At 58.4% G+C, this 26,897-nt stretch carries 25 protein-coding genes and 1 other RNA gene; 19 read left to right on the top strand and 7 right to left on the bottom strand.

All coding sequences use genetic code 11. The annotated features are described in order from the left end of the window. Positions 1-8: 8 nt before the first annotated feature. From ccoN to ACA073_RS09145, 15 genes are all read left to right on the top strand, one after another. Positions 9-1,451, top strand: a complete 1,443-nt coding sequence (gene ccoN / locus ACA073_RS09215) for a cytochrome-c oxidase, cbb3-type subunit I (RefSeq protein WP_497402995.1) — start codon at positions 9-11, stop codon at positions 1,449-1,451. Beyond that, the gene (gene ccoO, locus ACA073_RS09210; RefSeq protein WP_461951065.1) at positions 1,451-2,059 is read left to right on the top strand and encodes a cytochrome-c oxidase, cbb3-type subunit II; all 609 of its coding nucleotides are present in this window, start codon (positions 1,451-1,453) and stop codon (positions 2,057-2,059) included. Before ccoN ends, ccoO begins: the two co-directional genes overlap by 1 nt. 5 nt (positions 2,060-2,064) lie before the next feature. Then, positions 2,065-2,250, top strand: a complete 186-nt coding sequence (locus ACA073_RS09205; protein ID WP_003175465.1) for a CcoQ/FixQ family Cbb3-type cytochrome c oxidase assembly chaperone — start codon at positions 2,065-2,067, stop codon at positions 2,248-2,250. After that, positions 2,247-3,230, top strand: a complete 984-nt coding sequence (ccoP, locus tag ACA073_RS09200; protein WP_497402994.1) for a cytochrome-c oxidase, cbb3-type subunit III — start codon at positions 2,247-2,249, stop codon at positions 3,228-3,230. The genes ACA073_RS09205 and ccoP overlap by 4 nt, the downstream gene beginning before the upstream one ends. 202 nt (positions 3,231-3,432) lie before the next feature. Beyond that, positions 3,433-4,434 carry a metallophosphoesterase family protein gene (locus ACA073_RS09195; protein WP_497402993.1) on the top strand — a complete coding sequence of 334 codons (1,002 nt, stop codon included), beginning with the start codon at positions 3,433-3,435 and terminating at the stop codon, positions 4,432-4,434. A gap of 144 nt (positions 4,435-4,578) precedes the next feature. Further along, on the top strand, positions 4,579-4,833 hold the full coding sequence (locus ACA073_RS09190) for a type II toxin-antitoxin system Phd/YefM family antitoxin (RefSeq protein WP_497404032.1): 255 nt from the start codon (positions 4,579-4,581) through the stop codon (positions 4,831-4,833). Beyond that, positions 4,833-5,243, top strand: a complete 411-nt coding sequence (locus tag ACA073_RS09185; RefSeq protein WP_497402992.1) for a type II toxin-antitoxin system VapC family toxin — start codon at positions 4,833-4,835, stop codon at positions 5,241-5,243. The genes ACA073_RS09190 and ACA073_RS09185 overlap by 1 nt, the downstream gene beginning before the upstream one ends. 207 nt (positions 5,244-5,450) lie before the next feature. Next, the gene (ccoG, locus tag ACA073_RS09180) at positions 5,451-6,866 is read left to right on the top strand and encodes a cytochrome c oxidase accessory protein CcoG (RefSeq protein WP_497402991.1); all 1,416 of its coding nucleotides are present in this window, start codon (positions 5,451-5,453) and stop codon (positions 6,864-6,866) included. Between the two features lie 11 nt (positions 6,867-6,877). Beyond that, positions 6,878-7,417 (top strand): FixH family protein, encoded by a 540-nt coding sequence (locus tag ACA073_RS09175; protein WP_497402990.1) that lies wholly within the window; start codon positions 6,878-6,880, stop codon positions 7,415-7,417. A gap of 174 nt (positions 7,418-7,591) precedes the next feature. Next, the gene (locus tag ACA073_RS09170; protein WP_497402989.1) at positions 7,592-10,042 is read left to right on the top strand and encodes a heavy metal translocating P-type ATPase; all 2,451 of its coding nucleotides are present in this window, start codon (positions 7,592-7,594) and stop codon (positions 10,040-10,042) included. A gap of 24 nt (positions 10,043-10,066) precedes the next feature. After that, a complete protein-coding gene (ccoS, locus tag ACA073_RS09165; RefSeq protein ID WP_017337529.1) occupies positions 10,067-10,285 on the top strand; it encodes a cbb3-type cytochrome oxidase assembly protein CcoS in 219 nt (72 codons plus the stop codon). Then, positions 10,278-10,961, top strand: coding sequence for a sulfite exporter TauE/SafE family protein (locus tag ACA073_RS09160; RefSeq protein ID WP_497402988.1), 684 nt, complete (start codon positions 10,278-10,280; stop codon positions 10,959-10,961). The genes ccoS and ACA073_RS09160 overlap by 8 nt, the downstream gene beginning before the upstream one ends. Positions 10,962-11,153: 192 nt before the next feature. After that, the gene (gene hemN, locus ACA073_RS09155) at positions 11,154-12,536 is read left to right on the top strand and encodes an oxygen-independent coproporphyrinogen III oxidase (protein ID WP_497404030.1); all 1,383 of its coding nucleotides are present in this window, start codon (positions 11,154-11,156) and stop codon (positions 12,534-12,536) included. 111 nt (positions 12,537-12,647) lie between these two features. Then, complete coding sequence (fnr, locus tag ACA073_RS09150) at positions 12,648-13,382, top strand: fumarate/nitrate reduction transcriptional regulator Fnr (protein WP_497402987.1); 735 nt, start codon at positions 12,648-12,650, stop codon at positions 13,380-13,382. Between the two features lie 80 nt (positions 13,383-13,462). Beyond that, positions 13,463-14,011 carry an adenine phosphoribosyltransferase gene (locus ACA073_RS09145; RefSeq protein ID WP_027921719.1) on the top strand — a complete coding sequence of 183 codons (549 nt, stop codon included), beginning with the start codon at positions 13,463-13,465 and terminating at the stop codon, positions 14,009-14,011. A gap of 138 nt (positions 14,012-14,149) precedes the next feature. On the opposite strand, the gene ACA073_RS09140 is transcribed toward ACA073_RS09145, so the two are convergent. The 5 genes from ACA073_RS09140 to dnaX form a co-directional block, all read right to left on the bottom strand. Then, positions 14,150-15,298, bottom strand: a complete 1,149-nt coding sequence (locus ACA073_RS09140; RefSeq protein WP_497402986.1) for an acyl-CoA dehydrogenase family protein — start codon at positions 15,296-15,298, stop codon at positions 14,150-14,152. 174 nt (positions 15,299-15,472) lie between these two features. Continuing rightward, positions 15,473-16,075 carry a recombination mediator RecR gene (gene recR / locus ACA073_RS09135; RefSeq protein ID WP_497402985.1) on the bottom strand — a complete coding sequence of 201 codons (603 nt, stop codon included), beginning with the start codon at positions 16,073-16,075 and terminating at the stop codon, positions 15,473-15,475. A 65-nt stretch (positions 16,076-16,140) separates the two neighbouring features. Continuing rightward, on the bottom strand, positions 16,141-17,175 hold the full coding sequence (gene curA, locus ACA073_RS09130) for an NADPH-dependent curcumin/dihydrocurcumin reductase (RefSeq protein WP_497402984.1): 1,035 nt from the start codon (positions 17,173-17,175) through the stop codon (positions 16,141-16,143). Positions 17,176-17,439: 264 nt separating this feature from the next. Next, positions 17,440-17,778 (bottom strand): YbaB/EbfC family nucleoid-associated protein, encoded by a 339-nt coding sequence (locus ACA073_RS09125; RefSeq protein ID WP_008028561.1) that lies wholly within the window; start codon positions 17,776-17,778, stop codon positions 17,440-17,442. Between the two features lie 66 nt (positions 17,779-17,844). Beyond that, positions 17,845-19,920 carry a DNA polymerase III subunit gamma/tau gene (gene dnaX / locus ACA073_RS09120; RefSeq protein ID WP_497402983.1) on the bottom strand — a complete coding sequence of 692 codons (2,076 nt, stop codon included), beginning with the start codon at positions 19,918-19,920 and terminating at the stop codon, positions 17,845-17,847. Between the two features lie 122 nt (positions 19,921-20,042). Between dnaX and ACA073_RS09115 the strand changes: the two genes are divergently transcribed. After that, positions 20,043-20,780 carry a substrate-binding periplasmic protein gene (locus ACA073_RS09115; RefSeq protein WP_497402982.1) on the top strand — a complete coding sequence of 246 codons (738 nt, stop codon included), beginning with the start codon at positions 20,043-20,045 and terminating at the stop codon, positions 20,778-20,780. A gap of 118 nt (positions 20,781-20,898) precedes the next feature. On the opposite strand, the gene ACA073_RS09110 is transcribed toward ACA073_RS09115, so the two are convergent. Beyond that, positions 20,899-22,599, bottom strand: a complete 1,701-nt coding sequence (locus tag ACA073_RS09110; protein ID WP_497402981.1) for a putative bifunctional diguanylate cyclase/phosphodiesterase — start codon at positions 22,597-22,599, stop codon at positions 20,899-20,901. Positions 22,600-23,016: 417 nt separating this feature from the next. Here ACA073_RS09110 and ACA073_RS09105 point away from each other — a divergent pair, with 417 nt between their 5' ends. After that, positions 23,017-23,331: a helix-turn-helix domain-containing protein gene (locus tag ACA073_RS09105; RefSeq protein ID WP_497402980.1), complete on the top strand. Its 315-nt coding sequence runs from the start codon at positions 23,017-23,019 to the stop codon at positions 23,329-23,331. 182 nt (positions 23,332-23,513) lie between these two features. Here ACA073_RS09105 and ffs read toward each other — a convergent pair. Then, an RNA gene (gene ffs / locus ACA073_RS09100) (signal recognition particle sRNA small type) lies at positions 23,514-23,610 on the bottom strand. Between the two features lie 123 nt (positions 23,611-23,733). Here ffs and ACA073_RS09095 point away from each other — a divergent pair. Then, on the top strand, positions 23,734-25,041 hold the full coding sequence (locus ACA073_RS09095; RefSeq protein ID WP_497402979.1) for a site-specific integrase: 1,308 nt from the start codon (positions 23,734-23,736) through the stop codon (positions 25,039-25,041). Positions 25,042-25,367: 326 nt separating this feature from the next. Then, positions 25,368-26,381: a hypothetical protein gene (locus ACA073_RS09090; protein WP_497402978.1), complete on the top strand. Its 1,014-nt coding sequence runs from the start codon at positions 25,368-25,370 to the stop codon at positions 26,379-26,381. Positions 26,382-26,897 lie beyond the last annotated feature (516 nt).

The following is a 26,897-nucleotide window of genomic DNA, read 5'->3' as shown; positions in this document are numbered from 1 at the left end:
ACCTTAGAATGAGCACAGCAATCAGTCCGACTGCTTATAACTATAAGGTAGTCCGCCAGTTCGCCATCATGACGGTGGTCTGGGGGATCCTTGGCATGGGGCTCGGTGTCTTCATCGCCTCACAGCTCGTATGGCCGGAATTGAACTTCGGTCTGCCGTGGACGACTTTTGGACGCTTACGCCCGTTGCACACAAACCTGGTGATTTTCGCCTTCGGTGGTTGTGCACTGTTTGCCACTTCTTATTACGTCGTGCAGCGAACCTGCCAAACGCGACTGATTTCCGACAGCCTCGCGGCCTTCCACTTCTGGGGTTGGCAAGCGGTGATCGTTGGTGCAGGCATTTCCTTGCCATTGGGTTACACCACCAGCAAGGAGTACGCTGAGCTGGAATGGCCCCTGGCTATTCTGCTGGCCGTTGTCTGGGTGACCTACGCTCTGGTGTTCTTCGGCACTATCATCAAGCGCAAGACCAAGCACATTTATGTGGGCAACTGGTTCTACGGTGCCTTCATCCTCGTGACCGCAATGCTGCATATCGTTAACCACATCTCACTGCCGGTCAGCTTATTCAAGTCCTACTCGGCCTACGCCGGGGCGACTGACGCGATGATACAGTGGTGGTACGGCCACAACGCGGTCGGCTTCTTCCTGACCACCGGCTTCCTGGGGATGATGTACTACTTCGTTCCGAAGCAGGCCGAGCGTCCGATCTACTCCTACCGTCTGTCCATCGTGCACTTCTGGGCGCTGATCACCCTGTACATCTGGGCCGGTCCGCACCACTTGCACTACACCGCACTGCCGGACTGGGCTCAGTCCCTGGGCATGGCGATGTCGATCATCCTGCTGGCTCCGAGCTGGGGCGGCATGATCAACGGCATGATGACCCTGTCGGGCGCCTGGCATAAATTGCGCACCGACCCGATCCTGCGCTTCCTGGTCGTGTCGCTGGCGTTCTACGGCATGTCGACCTTCGAAGGCCCGATGATGGCCATCAAGACCGTCAACTCGCTCTCGCACTACACCGACTGGACCATCGGCCACGTACATGCCGGCGCTCTTGGCTGGGTAGCGATGATCTCGATCGGCGCGATCTACCACATGATCCCGAAACTGTTCGGTCGCGCGCAGATGCATAGCATCGGCCTGATCAACGCGCACTTCTGGCTCGCGACCATCGGTACCGTGCTGTACATCGCTTCGATGTGGGTCAACGGCATCACCCAGGGCCTGATGTGGCGTGCAATCAACGACGACGGCACCCTCACCTACTCGTTCGTTGAAGCGCTGCAAGCCAGCCACCCTGGTTTCATCGTTCGCGCCCTGGGCGGTGCGTTCTTTGCCAGCGGCATGCTGTTCATGGCCTACAACGTATGGCGTACCGTACGCGCCTCGAACCCGGCTGAAGCCAAAGCCGCTGAACAGATTGCTGTAGTTGGAGCTCACTGATGAAGCATGAAGCAGTCGAGAAGAACATTGGCCTGCTGGCCTTCTTCATGGTTATCGCCGTCAGCATCGGCGGCCTGACCCAGATCGTTCCGCTGTTTTTCCAGGACGTCACCAACAAGCCGGTCGAAGGCATGAAGCCGCGCACCGCCCTTGAACTGGAAGGCCGCGACATCTACATCGCCAACGGTTGTGTCGGCTGCCACTCGCAGATGATCCGCCCGTTCCGTGCTGAAACCGAACGTTACGGCCACTATTCGGTCGCCGGTGAAAGCGTCTGGGACCACCCGTTCCTGTGGGGTTCCAAGCGTACCGGTCCGGACCTGGCCCGTGTCGGCGGTCGTTATTCCGATGACTGGCAGCGTGCGCATTTGTACAACCCGCGCAACGTGGTGCCCGAGTCGAAAATGCCGGCTTACCCGTTCCTCGTGGAAAACAAGCTCGACGGCAAGGAAACCGCCAAGAAAATGGAAGTCTTGCGCACGCTCGGCGTTCCTTACACCGACGAAGACATCGCCGGTGCTCAGGATGCTGTGAAGGGCAAAACCGAAATGGACGCGCTGGTGGCCTATCTGCAAGGCCTGGGCACCATCATCAAAAGCAAACGGTGATTTAGATGGATATCGGGATGATTCGTGGCCTGGGCACCGTTGTCGTGATGGTGGCCTTCATCGGTCTGGCGTTGTGGGTGTTCAGCCCCAAGCGCAAGTCGGAGTTTGAAGACGCGACCTTGCTGCCTTTCGCGGATGATCCCGAAGCCATCAAGCACGTCGAGCAAGCTTCTAGGAGTAACAAAGAATGACTACGTTCTGGAGTCTGTACGTCACAGTCCTCAGTCTCGGCACCATCTTCGCCCTGACCTGGCTGCTGCTGTCCACCCGCAGGGGTCAGCGCAGCGAAGCCACCGAAGAGACGGTTGGCCACTCTTTCGACGGGATCGAGGAGTACGACAACCCGCTGCCAAAATGGTGGTTTATGCTGTTCGTGGGCACCATCATTTTCGCCTTGGGCTACCTGGTGCTGTACCCGGGCCTGGGCAACTGGAAAGGCCTGCTGCCGGGTTACAACTACGTGGATAACGAGAAGCAGACCGCGTTCGCCAACGGCCAGACCGGCTGGACCGGCGTTCACGAGTGGGAAAAGGAAATGGCCAAGTCGGACGCCAAGTTCGGTCCGATCTTCGCCAAGTTCGCTTCCATGCCGATTGAAGAAGTCGCCAAGGACCCGCAAGCCCTGAAGATGGGTGGCCGCCTGTTCGCCTCCAACTGCTCTGTTTGCCACGGCTCCGACGCCAAAGGCGCTTATGGCTTCCCTAACCTGACCGACGCCGACTGGCGCTGGGGCGGCGAAGCGGAAACCATCAAGACCACCATCATGGGCGGCCGTCATGCGGTCATGCCGGCGTGGGCTGAAGTGATCGGCGAGCAAGGCGTGGCGGACGTTGCTGCGTTCGTGCTGACCAACCTCGATGGCCGCAAGCTGCCGGAAGGCACCAAGGCTGACCCGGCTGCCGGGCAGAAACTGTTCGCCGCCAACTGCGTGGCGTGCCACGGTCCGGCCGGCAAGGGTACGCCAGCGATGGGCGCACCTGACCTGACTCACCCGGCAGCGTTCATCTACGGTTCGAGCTTCGCTCAACTGCAGCAGACCATCCGTTACGGCCGTCAGGGCCAGATGCCTGCGCAAGAACTGCTGCAAGGCAACGACAAGGTTCACCTGCTGGCCGCTTACGTCTACAGCCTTTCTCACGGTGAGAAAGCGCCGGTCGCAGACGCCCAGTAAGGCAAACTTGATGCAACAAAAAACGGCCCCGCCAATGAGAATTGGCGGGGCCGTTTTCATTTAAAGAAAAGTTGCATCTCAAATCCGCCCGAAACATGCCCAATCAATCCGGCCACGGCAACTGTTTGAATAGTCGTGAGCCTTGGCATACCTTCGAAAACGCAAACATACACCTCATCTAAAACTTAGAAATGGATTTCTAATGAAACTATCAAACCGCATTACAACCCTGGGCCTGCTGATATTTGCCTGTAGCGTAAACATCATACCCGTGCTCGCCTCCGAACTTTCTCCACGCTATATCGTGCTGGCGTCGAGCCCAAAATTCCCGTCAAGTGAAAAGTCCGATAACGGCGAAGTTGAATCCGCCTCGGACAAACAAGCGCGCTCAAAGTGGCTGATCGATGCGCAGTACACCAGCATTGCCGACTTCAGGGCGCAATCAGGGGGAACTGCCGCAGTTCCTGTCATGATCAACGGTAATCTCACCGCTACCGGGAAGGACAGCGAGCGCTCATACATCCGTTCGGTTTTGCAAAATAAACTGAACAACGTTTACGACTATGGCCTGGGGAATTTTGACTACGACAACAATGTCGCTGGTCGCCCGGATTGGGCGGCCGGAAGTGTCAACGACCTCAAGGATCGTTACTGGGGAAAGGTCGACAACTTTGATCTCGCCGCGAGAGCTTCCGGCATGACGAAAACATGGTATGGAAGCCTGGCTTACTCCAGGGACTTTGGCGACGTTCATCTGGTTCAACTGAATAACGAACCCACCTACTCAGCCAGTTTTTCCACCCGTTCGTTATTCAATACGACCGCTTATGAAATCACTTCTTCCCTTGACTGGCTGGAACGAGATTTGAAGCGGGCGCGGACGCAAGGGAAAATTATTCTGCTCAACCTGAGTCAACCGTTCCACTGGCCCGTGACGGAAACCGAGATTTCGCGGTTCACAAAAATGATCGAGGACTATGGTGTAACCGCCGTGTTTTCCGCGAATGCGCACAAGCGAAGCGGGAAATATGAGTCGAGCAACTATATTTACGGCGACATTCCCTTGTTCATGAGTGGCTCGGCAGTTCAGCAGAGCTGGTTGTTTGCCGCTCTTTCGACCGATAGAACGCAACTGACGGTAAACGTCATTGCCGGTAACGACTGGCGTAACCCCATTGCGACTCACACTGTCCCGGTCAGGTAGCCGTCTGGCGCCAGCGTCCGAACTGATGGCTCCCGCCCCTTGTAAACGATGACGAACGGTACAGCCGTTTTCCTTCAACCAGTTGCCGGACAGCGGGCTTGGTAGTAACGTTTCTACATTAGATTTTTCAGGAGGGTCACCATGATGGCCATCACCACCATATCCAGCCGTGAATTCAATCAGGACACAGGTAGTGCCAAAAAAGCCACGTGCCAAGGGCCGGTTATCATCACCGATCGTGGCAAGCCGGCACATGTACTGCTAAGCATTGAGGACTACCAAAAACTGACCGGCAACAACGCCAGCATTGTCGACTTATTGGTGATGCCAGAAGCGGCAGACATCGAGTTCGAAACCGAGCGTGCCGCGATCACTCATCGACCCGTGGACCTGTCCTGATGTTTCTACTCGACACCAATGTGATCTCCGAACTACGCAAACCCCGGGCAGACGCCAACGTCGTCGCCTGGGCCAAAAGTGTCATCGCCCCACGCATGTTTATTTCGGCGATTACCCTAAAGGAGCTGGAGACCGGGGTTCTGCGAATGGAGCGTCGTGACCCGGCGCAGGGGAAGGTATTGCGGACCTGGCTGAAGCGTCATGTCATGCCCGCCTTCGATGCCAGAATCTTGCCGGTCGACGCCGCCGTGGCCCTGCGCTGTGCCCGTTTGCACGTTCCAGACAGCACCAACGAAAGCGACGCCCTGATTGCAGCGACTGCCTTGGTTCATGGCCTGACCGTGGTCACTCGCAATATCGGCGACTTTCAGTCCAGCGGCGTTGCGCTGATCAATCCTTGGGCCGACTGAACGCCGACACCGGCAAAACCGTCCATAATTTCACCAGTCAATTGATTCAAGTCATTACACCGTCATTTGATTTCCACCAACGTGACCAAAGGTCGCACCCTTGGGCTAGAGCTACAGGCGTATCATTGCGCCACTGCAACACCTCTTTTTGACCGCGGTCGGCATGTACTGACCGAGGCATTTTTCCACTGCCGTGGGATGCAACCGATGAGCAACCAGATACCGGTACACGACGTTACTCCGCCTGCCAAAAACGCGAACAACAGCGTCGACCTCTATGCCTCTCGAGAAAAGATTTACACCCGCGCCTTCACCGGCCTGTTCCGCAACCTGCGGATGATGGGCGGGGCCTTTTTGTTTCTGTTGTACTTCGGCACGGTGTGGTTGAACTGGGGCGGTCATCAAGCCGTCTGGTGGAACCTTCCGGAGCGCAAATTCTTTATTTTTGGCGCCACCTTCTGGCCTCAGGACTTCATCCTGCTCTCAGGGATTCTGATCGTCAGCGCCTTCGGGCTGTTTTTCATTACCGTGTACGCCGGTCGCGTCTGGTGCGGCTATACCTGCCCGCAGAGCGTGTGGACGTGGATTTTCATGTGGTGCGAAAAGGTCACCGAAGGCGACCGCAACCAGCGCATCAAACTCGACAAGGCGCCGATGAGTGCCAACAAACTCCTGCGCAAATCCAGCAAGCACGCGATGTGGCTGTTGATCGGCTTCATCACCGGCATGACTTTCGTCGGCTACTTCTCACCGATCCGCGAACTGACTCTCGACTTCTTCACCGGCGAGGCCGATGGCTGGTCGTATTTCTGGGTCGGTTTCTTCACCCTTGCCACTTACGGCAACGCTGGCTGGTTGCGCGAGCAGGTGTGCATTTACATGTGCCCGTATGCGCGCTTCCAGAGTGTGATGTTCGACAAGGACACGCTGATCGTTTCCTACGATCCGCGTCGCGGTGAAAGCCGCGGCCCGCGCAAGAAAGGCATCGACTACAAGGCTCAGGGCCTGGGCGACTGCATCGACTGTACCATGTGCGTTCAGGTCTGCCCGACCGGTATCGACATCCGCGATGGCCTGCAAATCGAGTGCATCGGTTGCGCCGCCTGCATCGACGCCTGCGACAGCATCATGGACAAGATGGATTACCCGCGCGGCCTGATCAGCTACACCACCGAGCACAACCTGTCCGGGCAAAAAACCCATAAACTGCGCCCGCGCCTGATCGGTTATGCCGCGGTGTTGCTGGCCATGATGGCGTTGCTCGCGGGGGCATTCTTCATGCGTTCGCTGGTGGGTTTCGACGTCAGCAAGGACCGCGTGCTGTACCGCGAGAACGCCGAAGGGCGGATCGAAAACGTCTACAGCCTGAAGATCATGAACAAGGATCAGCGCGACCACACGTACGTGCTGGAAGCCGCTGGCTTGCCGGACCTGAAGCTGCAAGGCAAGCGCGAGATCAAGGTCGCCGCGGGCGAGATTTTCAGCCAGCCGGTCGAACTGTCCATCGCTCCGGAAAAACTGCCATCGAGCACCAACGAGGTGAAATTCATCCTCAAGGATGCCGATGATGAAAGCATCCACGTTGAAGCCAAGAGCCGGTTCATTGGCCCACAAATTCGTTGAGAGAAGTGATCATGCCCGCAGCAAACGCCGCAAGTCCCTGGTACAAGCACCTTTGGCCGTGGATCATCATCGCCATCCTCGCCTGTTCGGTGACGCTGACGTTGTCCATGGTGACGATCGCGGTGAAAAACCCGGACAACCTGGTCAACGACAACTACTACGAAGCCGGCAAAGGCATCAACCGCTCCCTCGACCGCGAGCTGCTGGCGCAGACCCTGCTCCTGCGCGCCAGTGTGCACCTGGATGACGTGACCGGCGAAGTCGACCTGCGCCTGAGCGGCAACAGCCAGCCGAAAACCCTGGAGCTGAACCTGATCTCGCCGACGCAACCCGAGAAGGATCGCAAGATCACCCTTGCCCGCAGTGAAACTGAACAGGGTCGCTATATCGGCCAGTTAAGCGACAAGGTCGATGGCCGTCGTTTCGTCGAGCTGCTGGGCGTACAGGATGACAAGACCTGGCGCATGTTCGAAGAAGAACAGGTCAGCCATGACAAGGATCTGCTGCTGGGTGACGAACCGCTGCAAGGCGCGGAAGACCTGAAGAAGTAAAGTCGCAATGTGGCGAGGGGATTTATCCCCGTTGGGCTGCGAAGCAGCCCCCGGCATTCTTCCAGTAGTATTTTGCTAACAGGTTTCCCGACTGCTTCGCAGCCGAACGGGGATAAATCCCCTCGCCACCGAACCTGGCCCGGTTTTAACAATATTGTTTTCATGGCCACTTAGATGACCACCCAACTGTCCTGCTACCACTGCGCCCTGCCCGTCCCGGCCGGCAGCCGCTTCACCGCTGCCGTCCTCGGTGAAACCCGCGAGTTCTGCTGCCCGGGTTGTCAGGCCGTGGCCGAAGCGATTGTCGCCGGTGGGCTGGAAAGCTATTACCAGCATCGCAGCGAAGCCTCGGCCAACCCCGAAGCGTTGCCGGTGCAGTTGGTGGACGAGCTGGCGCTGTACGATCGCGCCGACGTGCAAAAGCCTTTCGTGCGACACGACGGCGAACTCGCCGAAACCACCCTGTTGATGGAAGGTATCAGCTGCGCAGCCTGCGGCTGGCTGATCGAGAAACACCTGCGCGGTTTGCCGGCGGTGGCAGAAGCGCGCCTGAACCTCTCCAACCACCGCCTGCACGTACGCTGGGCTGATGCGCAATTGCCGTTGAGCCAAGTGCTCAGCGAGTTGCGCCACATCGGTTACGCGGCGCACCCCTATCAGGCCGACCGCGCCAGCGCACAACTGGCCAGCGAAAACCGCTTGGCCTTGCGCCAACTCGGGGTCGCCGGGCTGCTGTGGTTCCAGGCGATGATGGCGACCATGGCCACCTGGCCGGAATTCAACATCGACCTCAGTCCCGAGCTGCACACCATCCTGCGCTGGGTCGCGCTGTTCCTCACCACACCGATCGTGTTCTACAGCTGCGCGCCGTTCTTCAAAGGCGCAATGCGCGATTTACGCACCCGCCACCTGACGATGGACGTTTCGGTGTCGCTGGCAATTGGCGGTGCTTACATTGCCGGGATCTGGACCTCGATCACCGGGGTCGGCGAACTGTATTTCGATGCCGTCGGCATGTTTGCGCTGTTCCTGCTGACCGGGCGTTATCTGGAGCGGCGCGCCCGTGAACGCACCGCCGCCGCCACGGCACAACTCGTCAACTTGCTGCCCGCCTCGTGCCTGCGGCTGAGTGCCGACGGCCAGAGCGAGCGGATCCTGCTCAGCGAACTGCGCGTCGGCGATCAAGTGCTGGTGCACCCCGGCGCGATCCTCCCGGCCGACGGCAAGATCCTCGACGGCCAGTCGAGCATCGACGAGTCCCTGCTGACCGGCGAATACCTGCCGCAACCGCGAACGCTCGGCGATGCCGTCACCGCTGGTACCCTGAACGTCGAAGGCGCGCTGACCGTGGAGGTTCTCGCCCTCGGCCAGGACACCCGACTGTCCGCCATTGTCCGCCTGCTCGACCGCGCTCAGAATGAAAAACCGCGACTCGCAGAAATCGCCGACCGCGCCGCACAGTGGTTCCTCTTGCTGTCGCTGATCGCTGCCGCCGTCATCGGCCTTGTCTGGTGGGAACTGGATGCGTCGCGGGCCTTCTGGATTGTCCTGGCGATGCTCGTCGCGACCTGCCCGTGCGCCTTGTCCCTCGCCACGCCGACTGCCCTCACGGCCGCCACCGGCACGCTGCACAAGCTGGGTCTGCTACTGACGCGCGGCCATGTGCTGGAAGGCCTGAACCAGATTGACACGGTGATCTTCGACAAGACCGGCACGCTCACCGAAGGGCGCCTCGCGTTGCGTTCGATCCGTCCCCTCGGCGCACTCGACAGCGATCAGTGCCTGAGCCTCGCCGCCGCCCTCGAAAACCGTTCCGAGCACCCGATCGCCCGCGCATTTGGCCGGGCGCCACTGGCCGCCGAAGAAGTCCACAGCACGCCCGGACTGGGCCTGGAAGGCGTGGTCGGTGAGCAACGCCTGCGCATCGGCCAGCCGGGTTTTGTCTGTGAACTCAGCGGCACCGCCGTACCGCTGATGCCCGATGAAGCGGGCCAATGGCTGTTGCTCGGCGACCGTCAGGGACCGCTGGCGTGGTTCGTCCTCGACGACCGTTTGCGCGCCGATGCACCCGCATTACTGGAAGCCTGCAAGGCGCGCGGCTGGCGCACGTTGTTGCTCTCCGGGGACACCTCGCCGATGGTTGCCAGCGTCGCAGCGGAACTGGGCATCGACGAGGCCCGTGGCGGTTTGCGACCGGACGATAAACTGCAGGTCTTGCAACAGCTGCACAAGGAAGGACGCAAAGTGTTGATGCTCGGTGACGGGGTCAACGATGTCCCGGTGCTCGCTGCCGCCGACATCAGTGTCGCCATGGGTTCGGCCACCGATCTGGCGAAAACCAGTGCCGACGCCGTGCTGTTGTCCAACCGCCTGGACGCGCTGGTGCAAGCCTTCAGCCTCGCCCGGCGCACCCGTCGGGTAATCATCGAGAACCTGCTGTGGGCCGGGCTGTACAATGGCCTCATGTTGCCGTTCGCCGCCCTCGGCTGGATCACGCCAGTGTGGGCCGCAGTCGGCATGTCGATCAGTTCGTTGACCGTGGTGCTGAACGCCCTGCGCCTGACTCGCCTGCCGAGCGCGCCGGCCGCCAGCGCCACGCCAGAAACCCGCCCGCTGCCGGCCTGAGCCGCGCGGGCATGGAGCCTTGCCATGCCAGCTCTTTACGTGATGATCCCGGCCGCGCTGCTGATCGTGGCCATCGCGGTCTACATCTTCTTCTGGGCGGTCGACAGCGGTCAGTACGACGACCTCGACGGTCCGGCCCACAGCATCCTCTTCGACGACCAGGACCCGAATCACACCGCGGCGGTCGATGAGGCCAGCGGCCATCCGGTCAAACCGGACGACAAGGCGCCCCCGCATGTTTGAGTTGGCGCCACTGCTGGTGTCTGCGGTGATCCTCGGCCTGCTCGGCGGCGGTCATTGCCTTGGCATGTGCGGCGGCTTGATGGGCGCGTTGACCCTGGCCATTCCCAAGGACCAACGCACCCGACGCTTTCGATTGCTGCTGGCCTACAACCTCGGGCGAATTCTCAGCTACGCCACTGCCGGCCTGCTGATCGGCCTGGCGGGCTGGGCGGTGGCGAACAGCCCGGCGGCGATGTTCATGCGCATCCTCGCCGGATTGTTGCTGATTGCCATGGGACTTTATCTCGCCGGCTGGTGGAGCGGCCTCACCCGCATCGAAAGCCTCGGTCGCGGCCTGTGGCGGCATATCCAGCCGGTGGCGAACACATTGCTGCCGGTGTCGAGCCTGCCCCGCGCATTGCTGCTGGGCGCACTCTGGGGCTGGCTGCCATGCGGGCTGGTTTACAGCACGCTGCTGTGGTCGGCGAGCCAGGGTAATGCGCTGGACAGTGCATTGCTGATGCTCGCGTTCGGCCTCGGCACCTGGCCGGTGTTGCTCGCCACGGGGCTGGCGGCCGAGCGCGTCACGGCGCTGTTGCGCAAACGCAGCGTGCGCATGACCGGTGGCCTGCTGGTGATGCTGTTCGGCATCTGGACCTTGCCGGGGCCGCATCAGCATTGGCTCATGGGGCACTAGATCGGCGGCGCCCTCTTCGCGAGCAAGCCCGCTCCCACATTGGAATGCATTCCCCTGTGGGAGCGGGCTTGCTCGCGAAGAGGCCCGCACTGGCCACACAAATCCTGACCGTTGATGCAAATCAAGATGCTCCAACGCCGCACCCCATAGACTTGCGAATATTGCCAGCCTATCCGGGGGAATGCCCGCATGATGCTCGACGCCATTCGTTGGGATACCGATCTGATCCGCCGTTATGACCTGGCGGGACCGCGCTACACCTCCTACCCGACTGCCGTGCAGTTCGACGGTCATGTCGGCACCTTCGACCTGTTTCATGCGCTGCGCGAAAGCCGCAAGGCCCTGCGCCCGTTGTCGCTGTATGTGCACGTGCCGTTCTGCGCGAACATTTGCTACTACTGCGCCTGCAACAAAGTCATCACCAAGGATCGCGGCCGCGCCCTGCCCTACCTGCAGCGCCTGGAGCAGGAAATCCAGCTGATCGCCTGCCACCTCGATCCGGCGCAAAAGGTCGAGCAACTGCATTTCGGTGGCGGCACGCCAACCTTTCTCAGCCATGACGAATTGCGCCAGCTAATGGCCCAGTTGCGCAAAAGCTTCAACTTGCTGGATGACGACACCGGTGACTATGGCATCGAGATCGACCCGCGCGAAGCCGACTGGTCGACCATGGGCCTGCTCCGTGAACTGGGTTTCAATCGGGTCAGCATCGGCCTGCAAGACCTCGACCCGGCCGTACAACGGGCAGTGAATCGCCTGCAAAGTCTGGAAGAAACCCGGGCGGTGATCGACGCGGCGCGGACGCTGCAATTCCGCTCGATCAACATCGACCTGATCTATGGCTTGCCCAGACAGACACCCGACAATTTCGCCCGCACTGTCGAAGAAGTGATCAACCTGCAACCGGACCGGTTGTCGGTATTCAACTACGCGCACTTGCCGGAGCGCTTCATGCCGCAACGGCGAATCAATAGCGACGAACTGCCGACGCCGGCGCAGAAACTCGAGATGCTCCAGCGCACCATCGAACAGCTGACCGCCGCCGGCTATCGCTACATCGGCATGGACCACTTCGCCCTGCCCGACGATGAACTGGCCATTGCCCAGGAAGAATCGACCCTGCAACGCAATTTCCAGGGCTACACCACCCACGGCCATTGCGATCTGATCGGGCTGGGCGTCTCGGCCATCAGCCAGATCGGCGACCTGTACTGCCAGAACAGCAGCGATCTGAATCAGTACCAGAATGCCCTGGCTTCCACGCAACTGGCCACCAACCGCGGCCTCCTGTGCAACGCCGATGACCGCGTACGGCGGGCGGTGATTCAGCAGTTGATTTGCAGTTTCAACGTGGAATTCGCCGAGATCCAACAGGCCTTCAACATCGACTTTCGCGGTTACTTCGGCGAGTTGTGGCCGCAGTTGCAGGGCATGGCCGAGGACGGGCTGATCGAACTGACCAATGACCGAATCAACGTACTGCCCGCCGGACGATTGCTGGTGCGTTCGGTGTGCATGGTGTTCGATGCCTACCTGGATCAACAGAACCGCCAGCGGTTTTCGCGAGTGATCTAACGTTTCATCGCCCCTTCACGCGATGTGACAAAACGGCACAGCGCTGGCCTGATTGTCTTCCCGTGAGTTACCCTTACGTCTTATGTGTGTTTTCCCACAAGGATTTAAGAAATGTCCGAGCCAGTAAAGCAGCGTGCTCATAACCAGGCTCATTGCAAGGATTGCAGCCTGGCTCCCCTCTGCCTGCCACTTTCTCTGAATCTGGAAGACATGGATGCGCTGGACGAGATCGTTAAACGTGGCCGTCCCTTGAAAAAGGGCGAGTTCCTGTTCCGCCAGGGCGACGTTTTCGATGCCGTTTATGCAGTACGCTCTGGCGCCCTGAAAACGTTCAGCCTGAGCGATGGCGGTGAAGAGCAGCTCACCGGTTTCCATTTGCCGAGTGAGCTGGTCGGGCTTTCGGGCATGGACACGGAGAAACATCCGGTGTCGGCGCAGGCGCTGGAAACCACCTCGGTCTGTGAAATTCCGTTCGAACGCCTCGATGAACTGGCGCTGCAACTGCCGCAATTGCGCCGCCAGCTGATGCGCGTGATGAGCCGCGAGATTCGCGACGATCAACAGATGATGTTGTTGCTGTCGAAAAAAACCGCCGACGAGCGCATCGCCACGTTCCTGGTCAACCTGTCGGCGCGTTTCCGCGCTCGCGGCTTCTCGGCCAATCAGTTCCGCCTGAGCATGTCGCGCAACGAAATCGGCAACTACCTGGGCCTGGCGGTGGAAACCGTGTCGCGGGTGTTCACGCGCTTCCAGCAGAACGAGCTGATTGCCGCCGAAGGCAAGGAAATCCACATTCTTGACCCGATCCAGCTCTGCGCCCTGGCCGGCGGTTCGATAGAAGGCTGATTTCCGACGATCGCGGCTGAGCGAAACGGTTCAGCCGCCGGTATACTGCGACGTTTGCAGCCTGCCAGGACACCTCGACGATGGTCTTCGACTCCTTCGACATCAAATCCCTTATCCGCCCTGTGATCGACTTCCCGAAACCGGGCGTCATCTTTCGCGACATCACCCCGCTGTTTCAGTCGCCGACCGCCCTGCGCCTGGTGATGGACAGCTTTGCCCACCGTTACGTCGAGGCCGACTTCACCCACATCGGCGCCATGGATGCCCGTGGCTTTCTGATTGGTTCGGTGCTGGCCTATCAGTTGAACAAGCCGCTGGTGCTGTTCCGCAAACAAGGCAAACTGCCGGCCGACGTGCTGGCCGAGGGTTATGCGACCGAGTACGGTGAAGCCTTCCTTGAAGTGCACGCCGACAGCCTTTGCGAAGGCGACTCGGTGGTGATGTTCGATGATTTGATCGCTACCGGCGGCACGCTGATTGCGGCGGCGAACCTGATTCGGCGCATGGGCGCGCGGGTGCATGAAGCGGCGGCGATTATTGATTTGCCGGAGTTGGGTGGGTCGCAGCGGCTGGAAGACATGGGGATTCCTACTTTCTGTCTGACGCAGTTTGCCCTTACCGATAAGTAAGCGGCGTCTGCACTGACGACATCGCGAGCAAGCCCGCTCCCACAGTTAATCTCCGTCGTGCACAAAACTTGTGTACACCTGGAATCCCCTGTGGGAGCGAGCTTGCTCGCGAAGGCGTCAGCCGCAACACCGCAAAACTCAAAGCCCCATCTGCTTGCTGATAATCTCGTTCATCACTTCCCGCGTCCCACCACCAATCGACAGAATCCGGTTGTCCCGATAAAGCCGCTCCACCAGGCTTTCACGCATATACCCCAAGCCACCCAGAATCTGCACCGCATCGCTGGTAATCCGATCCGCCGTGTCGGTGGCAAAATTCTTGGCCATGGAAATCTCCTTGATCACACTCTGCCCGGCAGCCATTTTCGCCGCCTGACGGTAAGTGAACTCCCGTGACACCTCCAACGCGGTAGCCATTTCGGCGAGGCGGTGTTTAAGCACCTGAAACTTGCCGATGGGTTTACCGAATGCCTCGCGCTGACGCGCCCATTTCAGGCTTTCTTCCAACGCCAGTTGCGCAGTCATGTTGGCCATCAACGCCAAGGCCAGGCGTTCACTCTGGAAGTTGCCCATGATGCAGGCGAAGCCCATGTTCTCGGCGCCGATCAGATTTCCGACAGGCACGCGGCAATCGTCGAAGAACAACTCGGCCGTGTCCGACGCCCACCAGCCCATTTTCTTCAACTGGCGGCCTACGGTGAAACCCGGCGTGCCCTTCTCGATCAGCAACAGGCTGATGCCACCGAATCCAGGCGCGCCGGTACGCACCGCGACGGTGTAGTAATCCGCGCGCACGCCGCTGGTAATAAAGGTTTTGCTGCCGCTGACCCGGTAAACATCACCGTCGCGTACGGCGCGGGTTTGCAGGTTGGCCACATCGGAGCCACCGCTGGGCTCGGTCACCGCCAGGGCGCTGATCTTCTCGCCAGCCAGCACGGACGGCACGATGCGATCTCGAACGTCGGGCCTGGCCCATTTGAGGATCGGCGGCAATCCGATGTCCAGCGAGCCGAGCCCCGCCACCAACCCGCCGGAGCCGCAGCGCATCAACTCTTCGCTGGCGGCGATTTTGGCGAACACATCACCTTCGTGACTGCCACCCAGGGCTTCGGGGTAACCGATCCCCAGAATCCCCGCCGAACCGGCCTTGAGGTAAAGCTCGCGGGGAAAGCTTTCGGCTTCTTCCCACTGGTCAATGTCCGGAAGAATCTCACGCTCGACGAAACGTCTGACGCTGTCACGGACCAATTGGTGGCTGGGGTCGAAGTATTCCTGAAAGGCAGGCATCGGCGAACTCCACTGAAGGGTTCAGCGACGTTAACCGAGCGCTTGCTTGGTTTTCAACAGGATTGTGTGAATCAGATGGACCGAGGTGCGCCCTTCGCGAGCAAGCCCGCTCCCACATTGGAATAGATTCCCCCTGTGGGAGCGGGCTTGCTCGCGAAGGCGTCAGTCCAGACACTACAAAGCGATCGGCTTACGCCCCGCAAACGAATGCGCCAACGTCCCGCCATCCACCAACTCCAGCTCGCCGCCCAACGGTACGCCGTGGGCAATGCGCGAAGCGATCACGCCCTTGTTGCTGAGCAACTGGGCGATGTAGTGCGCCGTGGCTTCACCTTCGACCGTAGGGTTGGTCGCGAGGATGACTTCGGTAAACGTGCCCGCCTCTTCGATCCGCGCCAGCAACTGTGGAATTCCGATGGCTTCCGGCCCGAGCCCGTCGAGCGGCGACAGATGGCCCTTGAGCACAAAGTAGCGACCACGGAAACCGGTCTGCTCCACCGCGTAGACATCCATCGGCCCTTCCACCACGCACAGCAAGGTGTCGTCGCGACGGGTATCGGCGCATTGCGGGCACAGGTCGTCTTCGGTCAGCGTGCGGCACAAACGGCAGTGACCCACCCCTTCCATGGCCTGGCTCAACGCCGACGCCAGGCGCGAGCCACCGCTGCGATCACGCTCGAGCAGCTGCAATGCCATGCGCTGGGCAGTTTTCTGACCCACACCTGGCAAAATTCGCAGGGCATCGATCAGTTGGCGAATCAAAGGGCTGAAGCTCATGGGGAAACGTCCGACAAAACAACGAGACGCGGTTTATACCCGCGCCTCGAATGAGCGTCAATTATTCAGTTCTGTGCGACCCGCACCACCAGTTTGCCGAAGTTGCGTCCTTCCAGCAGACCGATGAACGCCTCGGGTGCATTCTCCAGACCCTCGACCACGTCTTCGCGGAATTTCACCTTGCCATCACGCACCCACGGCGCCATGGCGCTGACAAACTCCGGCTGACGGTCACCGTAGTCGTCGAACACGATGAAGCCCTGAATCCGCACACGCTTGGTCAGCAACGTGCGCTGCAATTGCGGCAGGCGATCCGGGCCGGTGGGTGCATCGTAGGCGTTGTAGGTAGCGATCAGGCCGCACAGAGGAATCCGCGCCTTGGTATTGAGCAGCGGCAGTACCGCATCGAAGACTTTTCCCCCCACGTTCTCGTAATAGATGTCGACGCCTGTTGGACAGGCCTGCGCCAGTTCTTCGGCGAAATTCGGGCTCTTGTGATCGATGCAGGCATCGAAGCCCAACTCATCCACCACATAACGGCACTTGTCCGCGCCGCCCGCCACACCGATCACACGCAGGCCCTTGATCTTCGCCACCTGGCCGACCACCGACCCCACCGCACCGGACGCCGCAGCGACCACCAGGGTTTCGCCGGATGTGGGCTGGCCGATGTCCATCAACCCCATGTAGGCGGTCATCCCGGGCATGCCAAGCACGCCCAGTGCCATCGACGGGCTCGGCAGCCCGGACGGCACCGGAATGATGTTGCGACCGTCGCTGATGCTGTGGCTCTGCCACCCGGTAGCGCCGACGACCAGATCACCTTCATGAAACTTGGGATTCAGCGAACGCTCGACCCGGCTGACAGCGCCACCGGTCATCACCTCGTCGATTTCCACCGGCGCCGCGTAGGAAGGGGCATCACTCATGCGACCGCGCATGTAGGGATCCAGTGACAGAAACAGGGTCTTGAGCAATACCTGACCGTCGGCCAGGTCCGGCAGCGCTTCCCGTTCCAGGCGGAAATTCTCTGGCGTCGGCGCGCCAACCGGGCGGGACGCCAGGACGATTCGTTGGTTGAGGGTCAATGCTTCTGGCATGCGAGCGTCTCCTTTGAACGATGAATTCGGTGGTATAGGGGAGCAGACCTTTGTGGCGGTTGGGCGTTCGATGTTTCTGTCCGGGACCGAGTCGACTTCTTCGCGGGCAAGCCTCGCTCCTACAAGAGCGACACATGACCTGTAGGAGCGAGGCTTGCCCGCGAAGGCGGCGTATCAGTCGTCACATATCCAACAGACAGAAACAAAAATGCCAGGCGCAATGCCTGGCATTTTTTTGTAGCTCATCCAACGCGCCCAGGCGAATCAGAATGGCAGTTTCATGCCCGGTGGCAATTGCATGCCAGCGGTCATGCCGGACATTTTGTCCTGGCTGTTGGCTTCGATCTTGCGCACGGCGTCGTTGACGGCGGCGGCGAACACAGCCTCCAGCATTTCCTTGTCGTCTTCGCTCAGGCCTTCGACCAGGCTTGGGTCGATGGTCACGCGCTTGACGTCGTGACGACCGGTCATCACCACGGTGACCATATCGCCACCGGCTTTACCGGTGACTTCGGCGTTGGCCAGTTCTTCCTGCATCTTGGCCATTTTTTCCTGCATCTGCTGCGCCTGCTTCATCAGGCCGGCCATGCCACCTTTCATCATGGGAATCACCTCAAATTACTTGGATAAAAACAGCGCCCGGCCCGTTCGGCCGAACCCCTTCAGTTATTAGCCCTGACTGACCAGGGCTTCGACAGGTTCAATAGTATCGTTACGGACCACCGCACCGAACTGCTGCATCATTTGCTGGATGAACGGATCACCGTGGATTGACTCCTCGGCCTCGCGCTGACGGTTTGCGCGGCGCCGGAATGCGGCTTGGGCCGGGGTTTCCTGCTCGGGTTTGATCAGCTCCATACTCAGGGTCAGCGTGCGCCCGTGAAACTGGTTCAACGCATCGTTGAGACGACGCTGCTGGGTCGCGTTGAACAAGGCGCTGTGGGCCGGGTCCAGGTGCATCAACCAATGGTCGCCCTCCACGGAGATCAGTGTGCAGTTGGCGGCGATGCTGCCGGTCATGCCGGAAATCGGCAGTTTCGGGAACAGCTCCAGCCATTGCAGGGCCAGACCGGTGGCGGGCATCGCGGCCGGTTCAGGCTGGGGCTCCGGCGCTGGCTCGGCGGTATGTTCACTGGCCAGTTCGTCGAGGTAGCTATACGCCGAATCCATGTCCGGCTCGATGTAATCCTCGTCGAGCGGCGGCTCGTCGTCGAGGTCAATGCCGGGCGTGGCGGCATCGACGTCGGCCACAGACGGCTCGGGGATTGGCGCAGCGGCCCACTCCGGCGCGTCCGGCACAACGCTGTCCGGCGTCGGCAACGGCATCGGCGGCAACTCGGGTTGCTCAGCGGCGGTTTCCAGCACCGGCTCGACGGCTGGCTGCTGGACGACTTCGGGCTCTACCGGGTCGTTCCATGGCAGATCGACGACGGCTTCAACCGCAACAGGCTCGGGCACGACAACCGGTTCTGGCACGACAACGGGCGCGACCGGTTCTGGCTCTGGCGCGGGAACCGGAGCCACAACCGCAGCGACGGGTGCAACTGCCGCAGCGACTACCGGCGCCACCACCCGCGCGGCAGCCACTGAGTTTGCGGAATCAACTGTGGCCTGGCTGATCCCCACTGGCTTTAGCGGTTGTCTCGGCGCGTCTTCGGTATCGGCGGGCCGGAACGCCAGCATCCGCAGCAGGACCATTTCAAAACCACCACGCGGGTCCGGCGCCAGCGGCAAATCGCGGCGACCGATCAGGCCCATCTGGTAGTAGAACTGCACGTCTTCGGCCGGCAAGGCCTGAGCCAGCGCAAGCACCCGGTCACGGTCGCCGTGGCCGTTGTCGACGCCTTCAGGCAAGGCCTGGGCGATGGCGACACGGTGCAGCACGTTAAGAATTTCCGAGAGCACGCCGTTCCAGTCCGGGCCTTGTTCGGCCAGATGACGGACGGCTTCGAGCAACGCCTTGGCGTCGCCTTCGATCAGCGCATGCAAAACGTCATAAACCTGACCGTGATCGAGCGTCCCGAGCATCGCCCGCACGTCGGCGGCCATGACCTTGCCTTCACCGAAGGCAATGGCCTGGTCGGTCAGGCTCATGGCGTCACGCATCGAACCGTCGGCGGCGCGGCCCAGCAGCCACAGTGCGTCGTCTTCGAACGGCACGTTCTCGACGCCCAGCACGTGGGTCAAATGCTCGACCACACGTTCCGGGGTCATGTTTTTGAGGGAGAACTGCAGGCACCGCGACAGAATAGTTGCAGGAAGTTTCTGCGGATCGGTGGTCGCCAGGATGAACTTGACGTAGGGCGGCGGCTCTTCGAGTGTTTTCAGCAGCGCATTGAAGGAATGGCTGGAGAGCATGTGCACTTCGTCGATCAGGTAGACCTTGAAGCGCCCACGGCTCGGGGCGTACTGCACGTTGTCGAGCAGCTCGCGGGTGTCCTCGACCTTGGTCCGGCTCGCGGCGTCGATCTCGATCAGGTCGACGAAACGCCCTTCATCGATCTCACGGCACACCGAGCACTCGCCACAGGGTGTCGAAGTGATACCTGTTTCACAATTCAGGCATTTGGCGATGATCCGCGCGATGGTGGTCTTGCCGACCCCGCGCGTCCCGGTAAACAGGTAGGCGTGGTGCAGCCGCTGGCTGTCCAAGGCATTGATCAGAGCCTTGAGCACATGGGTCTGGCCGACCATTTCGCGGAACGAGCGCGGACGCCATTTACGTGCAAGAACCTGATAACTCATCGAAAACCGTCGCCACGAAGGAACACAAGCCGCTAATGCTAGCGGAGCAAGGCCAAAATTGCATCCGGCGCGCTCGTCTAATCTGGCTAAGCTGCATTTTGGGGGGATTTATCGGAGTGTTTATGCGGCTGGCCTTGGGGGCACTGCTGTTGATGAATCTGAGCGTCGCGGCCGCCGAAGCGCCGTTGCGCTTCGTGGTGCCCGACAGTTGGGCGATGCCGATGGTGCAACTGGAGAGCGGCCGTCCGACCCAGGGCATCCTGCATGACGTGATGGTCAGCCTCGCCACCCAGGTCGGCGTTCCGATCGAATTTCACGTGCTGCCCCGGGCGCGGGTGCAAGGCGCGATGGAACACGGCGAGGTCGATGTTCGCTGCTATGCCGCGCAGTCGTGGCTGCCGAACCAGTCCGGAGACTACATCTGGAGCATTCCGCTATGGACTCAGCCTGACGTGCTGATCAGCCGGCAACAACCGGAGATCGCGATTACCCCGGCAGACTTGCCGCGACAAACCATCGGTACGGTGCTGGGTTACAGCTACCCGGCCCTGCAACCGCTGTTCGACGCCGACCGCCTGATTCGCGAAGACGCGCGCAATCAGGAACAGGTGCTGGAAAAACTCATGGCCGGACGCTACCGCTATGCCGTGAGCAATCAGTGGACACTGGACTGGTTCAATCAACGCTTGCTGCCTGACCGGCAATTGCAAGGCGTGGCGGTGCTACAGGAGCAAAGTGTCGGCTGCTTCGTGCGCAACGATCCGAACGTGCCGGTTCAGCGAGTTCTGCGTACGTTGCTGAGGATGAAAATGTCCGGGGAAATCGATGACATCATCCGGCTTTATGTCGGCAAACCCTGAACCTGTGGGAGCGGGCTTGCTCGCGAATGCGGTGTATCAGTCGACAGTAATGCTGAATGACACACCGCCTTCGCGAGCAAGCCCGCTCCCACATTTGATCTTCATAGGTCTGACAACCTCAGGCGGTCTGATCGAGCACCCGCCATTGCAGCGGCGCAACAAACCCTTCAACCCAGCCCGGCACCTCCGCCGCTGGCATCGGTTGGGCAATGAAAAAACCCTGGGCAACGTCGCACCCCAGTTGCAACAGCAGTTCACCGTGCTCGATGCTTTCCAGCCCCTCGGCGACTACCTGCCGGCCAAACGCCCGGGCCAGACCAATGACCGCCGTGGTCAGGGCCAGGTCATCGTGATCATGCAGAATGTCGCGGACAAACGTCTTGTCGATCTTGATGGTCTCGGTATGCAAACGCTTGAGGTAACTCAGCGACGAATAACCGGTGCCAAAGTCGCCCAATGAAAACTGCACCCCGAGCTCCTGACAGGCCTGCAGACAGGCGCTGACATGCTGGATGTTTTCGATGGCCACCGACTCGACGATCTCCAGGTCGAGCATCTGTGGATCGACCCGGGCATGCCGGGCGAGCACCTGCCTGAGGCGGTCGACGAAATCCGCCCGCTGAAAATGCCGGGCAGCAATGTTGACGCTGATCGGCCAGACCTGCCCCGCTTGCTGCCAACGGTCCAACTGCAACAACACCTGATCCATCACCCATTCACCGATATCGATGATCAGATCCGTTTCTTCCACCAACGGCAGAAACTCTCGGGCCGACACCGTGCCGTCTCGCGGGTGCTCCCAGCGCAACAACGCCTCGAAGCCGACGACAACACCGTGACGCATATTGACCTTGGGCTGGAAATACAGGCGCAACTCACCGGCGGCCAGCGCCTGGCGTACCCGTTCGACGATCTGGTGAGTGGCCTTGACCTCTTGATCCCGGAACACATCGAACAAATGAAAACGATTGCGCCCGCTCTGCTTGGCCACGTACATGGCCTGATCGGCGTGACGCAGCAAGGTTTCGGCATCTTCGTTGTCGTGGGGAAACAGGGTGACGCCGATGCTGGCATAGACATTCAGGGCTTTGCCCTGCAGCGCGTACGGTGCGGAAATCGCCTCCAGCACACGGTTCAGTGCCGCACGCAACTCCGGCACATCATGCACATAACGCAACACCAGCACGAACTCGTCACCGGCCAGCCGCGCCACCACATCCTCGCCACGTACGATGTCGCGCAAACGCCTGGCCACTTCCACCAGCAGCAGATCGCCACTGGCATGCCCATAGCCGTCGTTGACCGCTTTAAAGCCGTCGAGGTCGAGCATGCACACCGCCAGCGGAATGTTTTCCTCGCGGGAGAAGGCTAGCGCCTGATCCAGCAAATCCGAGAGAAACGCGCGGTTGGGCAGTCCGGTCAGCACGTCATGGCCGACCCGCCATTGCAACGAATGCAGCCGTTGGCGCTTTTCGCTGATGTCGAAACGAATCGCCAGGTAACGGTGAATCCGCCCGGTGGCGTCATCCAGCACCGGCACCAGGGTGCTTTCGACCCAATACAGACGGCCGTCCTTGGCGCGATTGCAGATCTCGCCCTTCCAGACATTGCCCAACGCGATGCTCCGCCACATCTCTGCAAAGAAATCAGCCGAGTGCAGACCGGAGTTGAGCAGGCGATGGTTCTGCCCGAGCAGTTCGTAACGGCTATAGCCGGACACGGCGCAAAACTGATCATTGACGTACGTAATCCGGCCGGTCAGATCGGTCTCGGAAAAAATCGCGGCGGCATCCACTGCCCTGCGGTATTTCTCATCCATGAGTCACGCTCACTGTCGCTAGCGGTGGTACAGCTCGACCAGCGCACAATGCCCGGAAGAGATGTTGTGAATCGTACTGCGCAGAGCCACGTGTTCACTCCCTATACAGCGATTGATGGCCCATTGGCAGCCGAAGATCAACTAGGCTCAAAGACCCTGACAAAGGGCCGCAACAACGATTTCGGTAACATTTTTGCAAGGCTTCAGAACCATTTCAGCGCTCCGCACACGCTTCGAGGGAGCGCAATGCGGGCTCTTCCATATCAGCCAAACTTCCGAAAACAGATCACCGAATACCCCTTTGGGTCGGCGATTCTACGAAATACATCACATTTTGCAAAGCAAGGTGATGGACCATGCGGTTGTCTAATGCAAAAATCTATCGTTAAGTTCTTGATTCTAAATGGGAATTGAGCGATGCAAATTTCAAGTTTGGGTCCAGCCATTCGGCGTTACCGCAAGGTCGCGGGGCTTACTCAGGCTGAACTCGGCGAAAAAACCGGTTTTGACCCCAAAACCATCAGCCGCTTCGAAACCGGCACCTACACTCCCAGCGTGGAAGCACTGTTCCTGCTTGTGGATGTGCTGGGCGTGAAGCTGAAAGCCTTTTTCGCAGATTTGGGCGACGAAGATGAACAGCGGGCGTACCTTTTCGCAGTCATACACAAAGCCACCCGGAAGGATCTGGGAAAGCTGATTGCAGCGGTTGACCAGGCCTTGTCCAAGCCTTAGTGGCAGAAATGAAAAAGGAGGCCGACTTGTCGTGATTCGACAAGTCGGCCTCCTTTTTTTGCGCCGCTTTCAAAACGGAAACGACGAAAATCCGCCCTGGACGAGATCCATGGCAGGACAACAAAACGGGATGTTTTTGATGGATAACGCGAGAGAAGGCTCGCGAGGCGTTATGGAGGCAACCCCACCAGCCACACCCCGGCACACAATGTTCCCGCTGTGGCTGCTTCCTTCCGGATCTGACCAGGTTCACGGGTAATCGTTGCGGGGGGACCGATGGGGTCAGGGTTTCAGGCTCTTTGGGTTGCAATATTTCTACCGTGCAAACTCGCTGCACGGGCAGTCAGAAAACGGGGTGTAGTCAGCACTGTACAACTTTGCTGTACAACACAGGTGTACAACATGGCCTACATAACCCGCCGTGGACCCGTCTATTACCTGAATCTCAGGCTACCCAACCATCTCTTCCCGAGGTGTCACACCTTGCGTTTGAGCCTGAACATTCGGCATCGTCAACACGCACTCTTCCTGGCAACCTCACTCGCCCAGCAAGTCCACAGCCACTTGAACGCCCACCCCATGGCTGACCTTCAGACGCTGCGTAGGCTGTGTTCGGAGTGGCGAGACTCTGCCCCCTCACCAACGATCCCACCTGCTGTACGGAAAACGCCAACCAATGCCGTGATGCGGAACAGTGACGGCCCTACGCTCGCCAGCTTGTCCAAGCTCTATATAGAAGAGGGAAAACGTGGTGGCACGTGGCGTGAAGTCAGCACCCACGAAGTTGAACGCTCAATACGAGATTTGTTCGAACTGATGGGCGACATGCCCGTTGAAGCATTCGACGTACAGCAAGCCCGAATATTGAAAGATCGTCTCTGTCGCTGTCCACAGTACTTCGGCCTACGCCCCGAATATGAAGGCAAGCCCCTGAAGCAGGTCGTTGAGTCAGGCGCCACTTACAAGACCATCACCGCCGTTACCGTGAACAACCGCTTACGTAAGCTCTCGGCATTCATGAACTGGTGCAAGACAAATGGATATGTAGCGGACAACCCATTGCTGGGACTCAATGTCATGACCGGGTCTGCCAAGGAAGCCCGGTTGTCATTTGATCGACAGGATCTGAGCATCCTACTGGATCTGGCTGAACTCAAAGCAGAAGCCCGCAAGCATCCATGGCGTTACTGGCTGCCGCTCCTTGGGCGAACCACCGGGGCAAGACTGGAAGAACTCTGCCAACTGCGTGTGGATGACTTCATTGAACAACAGGGCATTCAATGCATCCGCATTGATGACAACAGCGAAGGCCAGAACCTCAAGAACGCCAGCAGTCGCCGTTTGCTACCCATCCACCCTACCCTGATCGAACTGGGTCTACTGGTCCACGTTGAGTCAGTCAGGGCCACCGGGGCAGATCGCCTATTCCCTGAACTTGAACCAGTGCGGGGAAAGCTGGGCCATGCGCCGTCGAAGTGGTTCGGACGTTACAAGAAAAAACGCGGAATTACCGACCCCAGGAAAACATTCCACAGTTTTCGACATACGCTCATCGATGATCTTCGGGACTCCGGGGTCCAAGACTCTCTAATTAAGCGAATTGCAGGGCACGAGGACGGTGCAGTGACGTTCAGCATCTACGGCAGTCGCAGCCCATTGAAGGCTATGGTGGGCGCACTGCGACACTTTGAACTGATACCCAGCGAATAAAAAAGGGGTGCCTCTCGAAGCTGTATCCATCGAGAAGGCACCCAAAATAATTAAATCAAACTAAAAACAAATAACTAACACCACAGCACACCACCAACAAAACAGCGCCAATAACGATTTAATCAAATTATTATTCAACACAAGCAAACAAACCTCAAATAACACCATTACAACACCCATAAAATTAAAAATATTTTTCGATTGTGTTTAGATTTGAGCAAAACGGCCTCATACTCCACTCAACCAAAACGAAATCCCCGCCAACACTGACGATCACGGTCATTGACAGCTAGGATCAACTCAACCCAAAAAAGGTATATTTAGTAATGACCAAGAAGTGCATTTACACAGCCATCGCCGCACCTGGCGCAGGTAAAACTCAAGCCGTAGTCAATAAAATCCCAGACTATATTAATAATGGATTCAAAGTAGTCATGGCGCTTCCAACGTTAAAATTAAACGACGACATCTTGAAAACAATGAAAAAAGCAAATCTAACCCCCCTGATCATTAACAGTGACCAGGATGAAATCAAACACAATAAAACATCAGTAACAAGGGTCTTGGCCCAAGTTCTTAAGAGCAAGGCTCATCCGCTGATTATCATCACACACGATGCTTTGAGGCGCACCGACCCGATTCTTTTCAAAGGTTACATCCTGATAATCGATGAAATTCCTGAGATCATGGATATCAATCATTTCACCTTGAAATCCAAAGAAGCAGAAACAATCTTTGCAACCACCGAAGCTTTTAATAATCAACTGCAAATCAAGGATGGTCTGCTTACGGAAATAACGGCTCGGGTAAAAACGTACAAATCATCAATGTCAAATAAGGATAACGCGTCTACATTATCGGCAGTTGAACATAAGATTTATGACACAATCTTGACCGGAAATATCGTACTCTTTGAAACGGAAAAAGGCGGAATTATCAACTTCCACACTATTGTCGAAAAATCCGTGTTTGCTCAGATTGATCGGGCAAGGGAAACCCATATCTTGGCTGCGAATATTGATGGAGGACTGTTTGACCTTTTTGCAAAGAAATTGGGCTACAAATACACACGTTCGAAGTTGACTCCTGAACCGTCCAAATATAATTGCCCCATCTATATTTACCCAATGTTAAATGGTAGCTGGTCAGCCGATGAAAAAACCAAAGCTATTAACTTCATCAAACATGGGTTCAATAACGGATTTAAACAGGCCGACATCAACAAAGCTGTGATGGAGCTTTGGAAGGTAGCCGAGAGAACTGCCCGTACATGGACAAAGAATGTCCGCGAAAGCTTACCAGTCAAGCCTGTCGAAGGCCTGGAACAGTTCTTCGTATAATACTGATTCCGCCCGGTGCAAGCTGGGCGGCTAGCCTGCATAAAAACGGCCGCAACCCTAAGAATACTTCTTAGAGATATGGCCGCCATTTAAAGTTTTCAAGCAGGATCTAGAACCCAAACAGTTATTTTAAACACAGATTAAACCAGAAGGCACGAAGTGCATTCTACGCGAAGCGTGTATCTAGAACGACTTGAACATTATAGTGGCTCTAAGTTTAAAAACCGCTGGATCATTTAGAAGACCAAAGGCAATATCGGTTTTCATTGATTCTGATCACCCGTACCGGGTGCACTCGCAAGCTCGTGCAATCGAAGTAAACAGACCATAACCCTAGCGATCATCTATGATATTTTAAAAGCATAGAGATTTAACAAACACATCCGTTCCGATTGCCTACGGCGCCATCACGGATATTAACCAGGAGTTCCACATCAAGCGCTATGCAGTTTGCAGTAAAATCACAACCCGCATAGAAAAACACAAAATATTAATATAAAAGGATTTCTTGTTATT

It is taken from the genome of Pseudomonas sp. LBUM1670, from assembly GCF_059695695.1.
The sequence above is the reverse complement of the archived record's forward strand: the minus strand, read 5'-3'. Positions and strand labels throughout refer to the sequence as shown.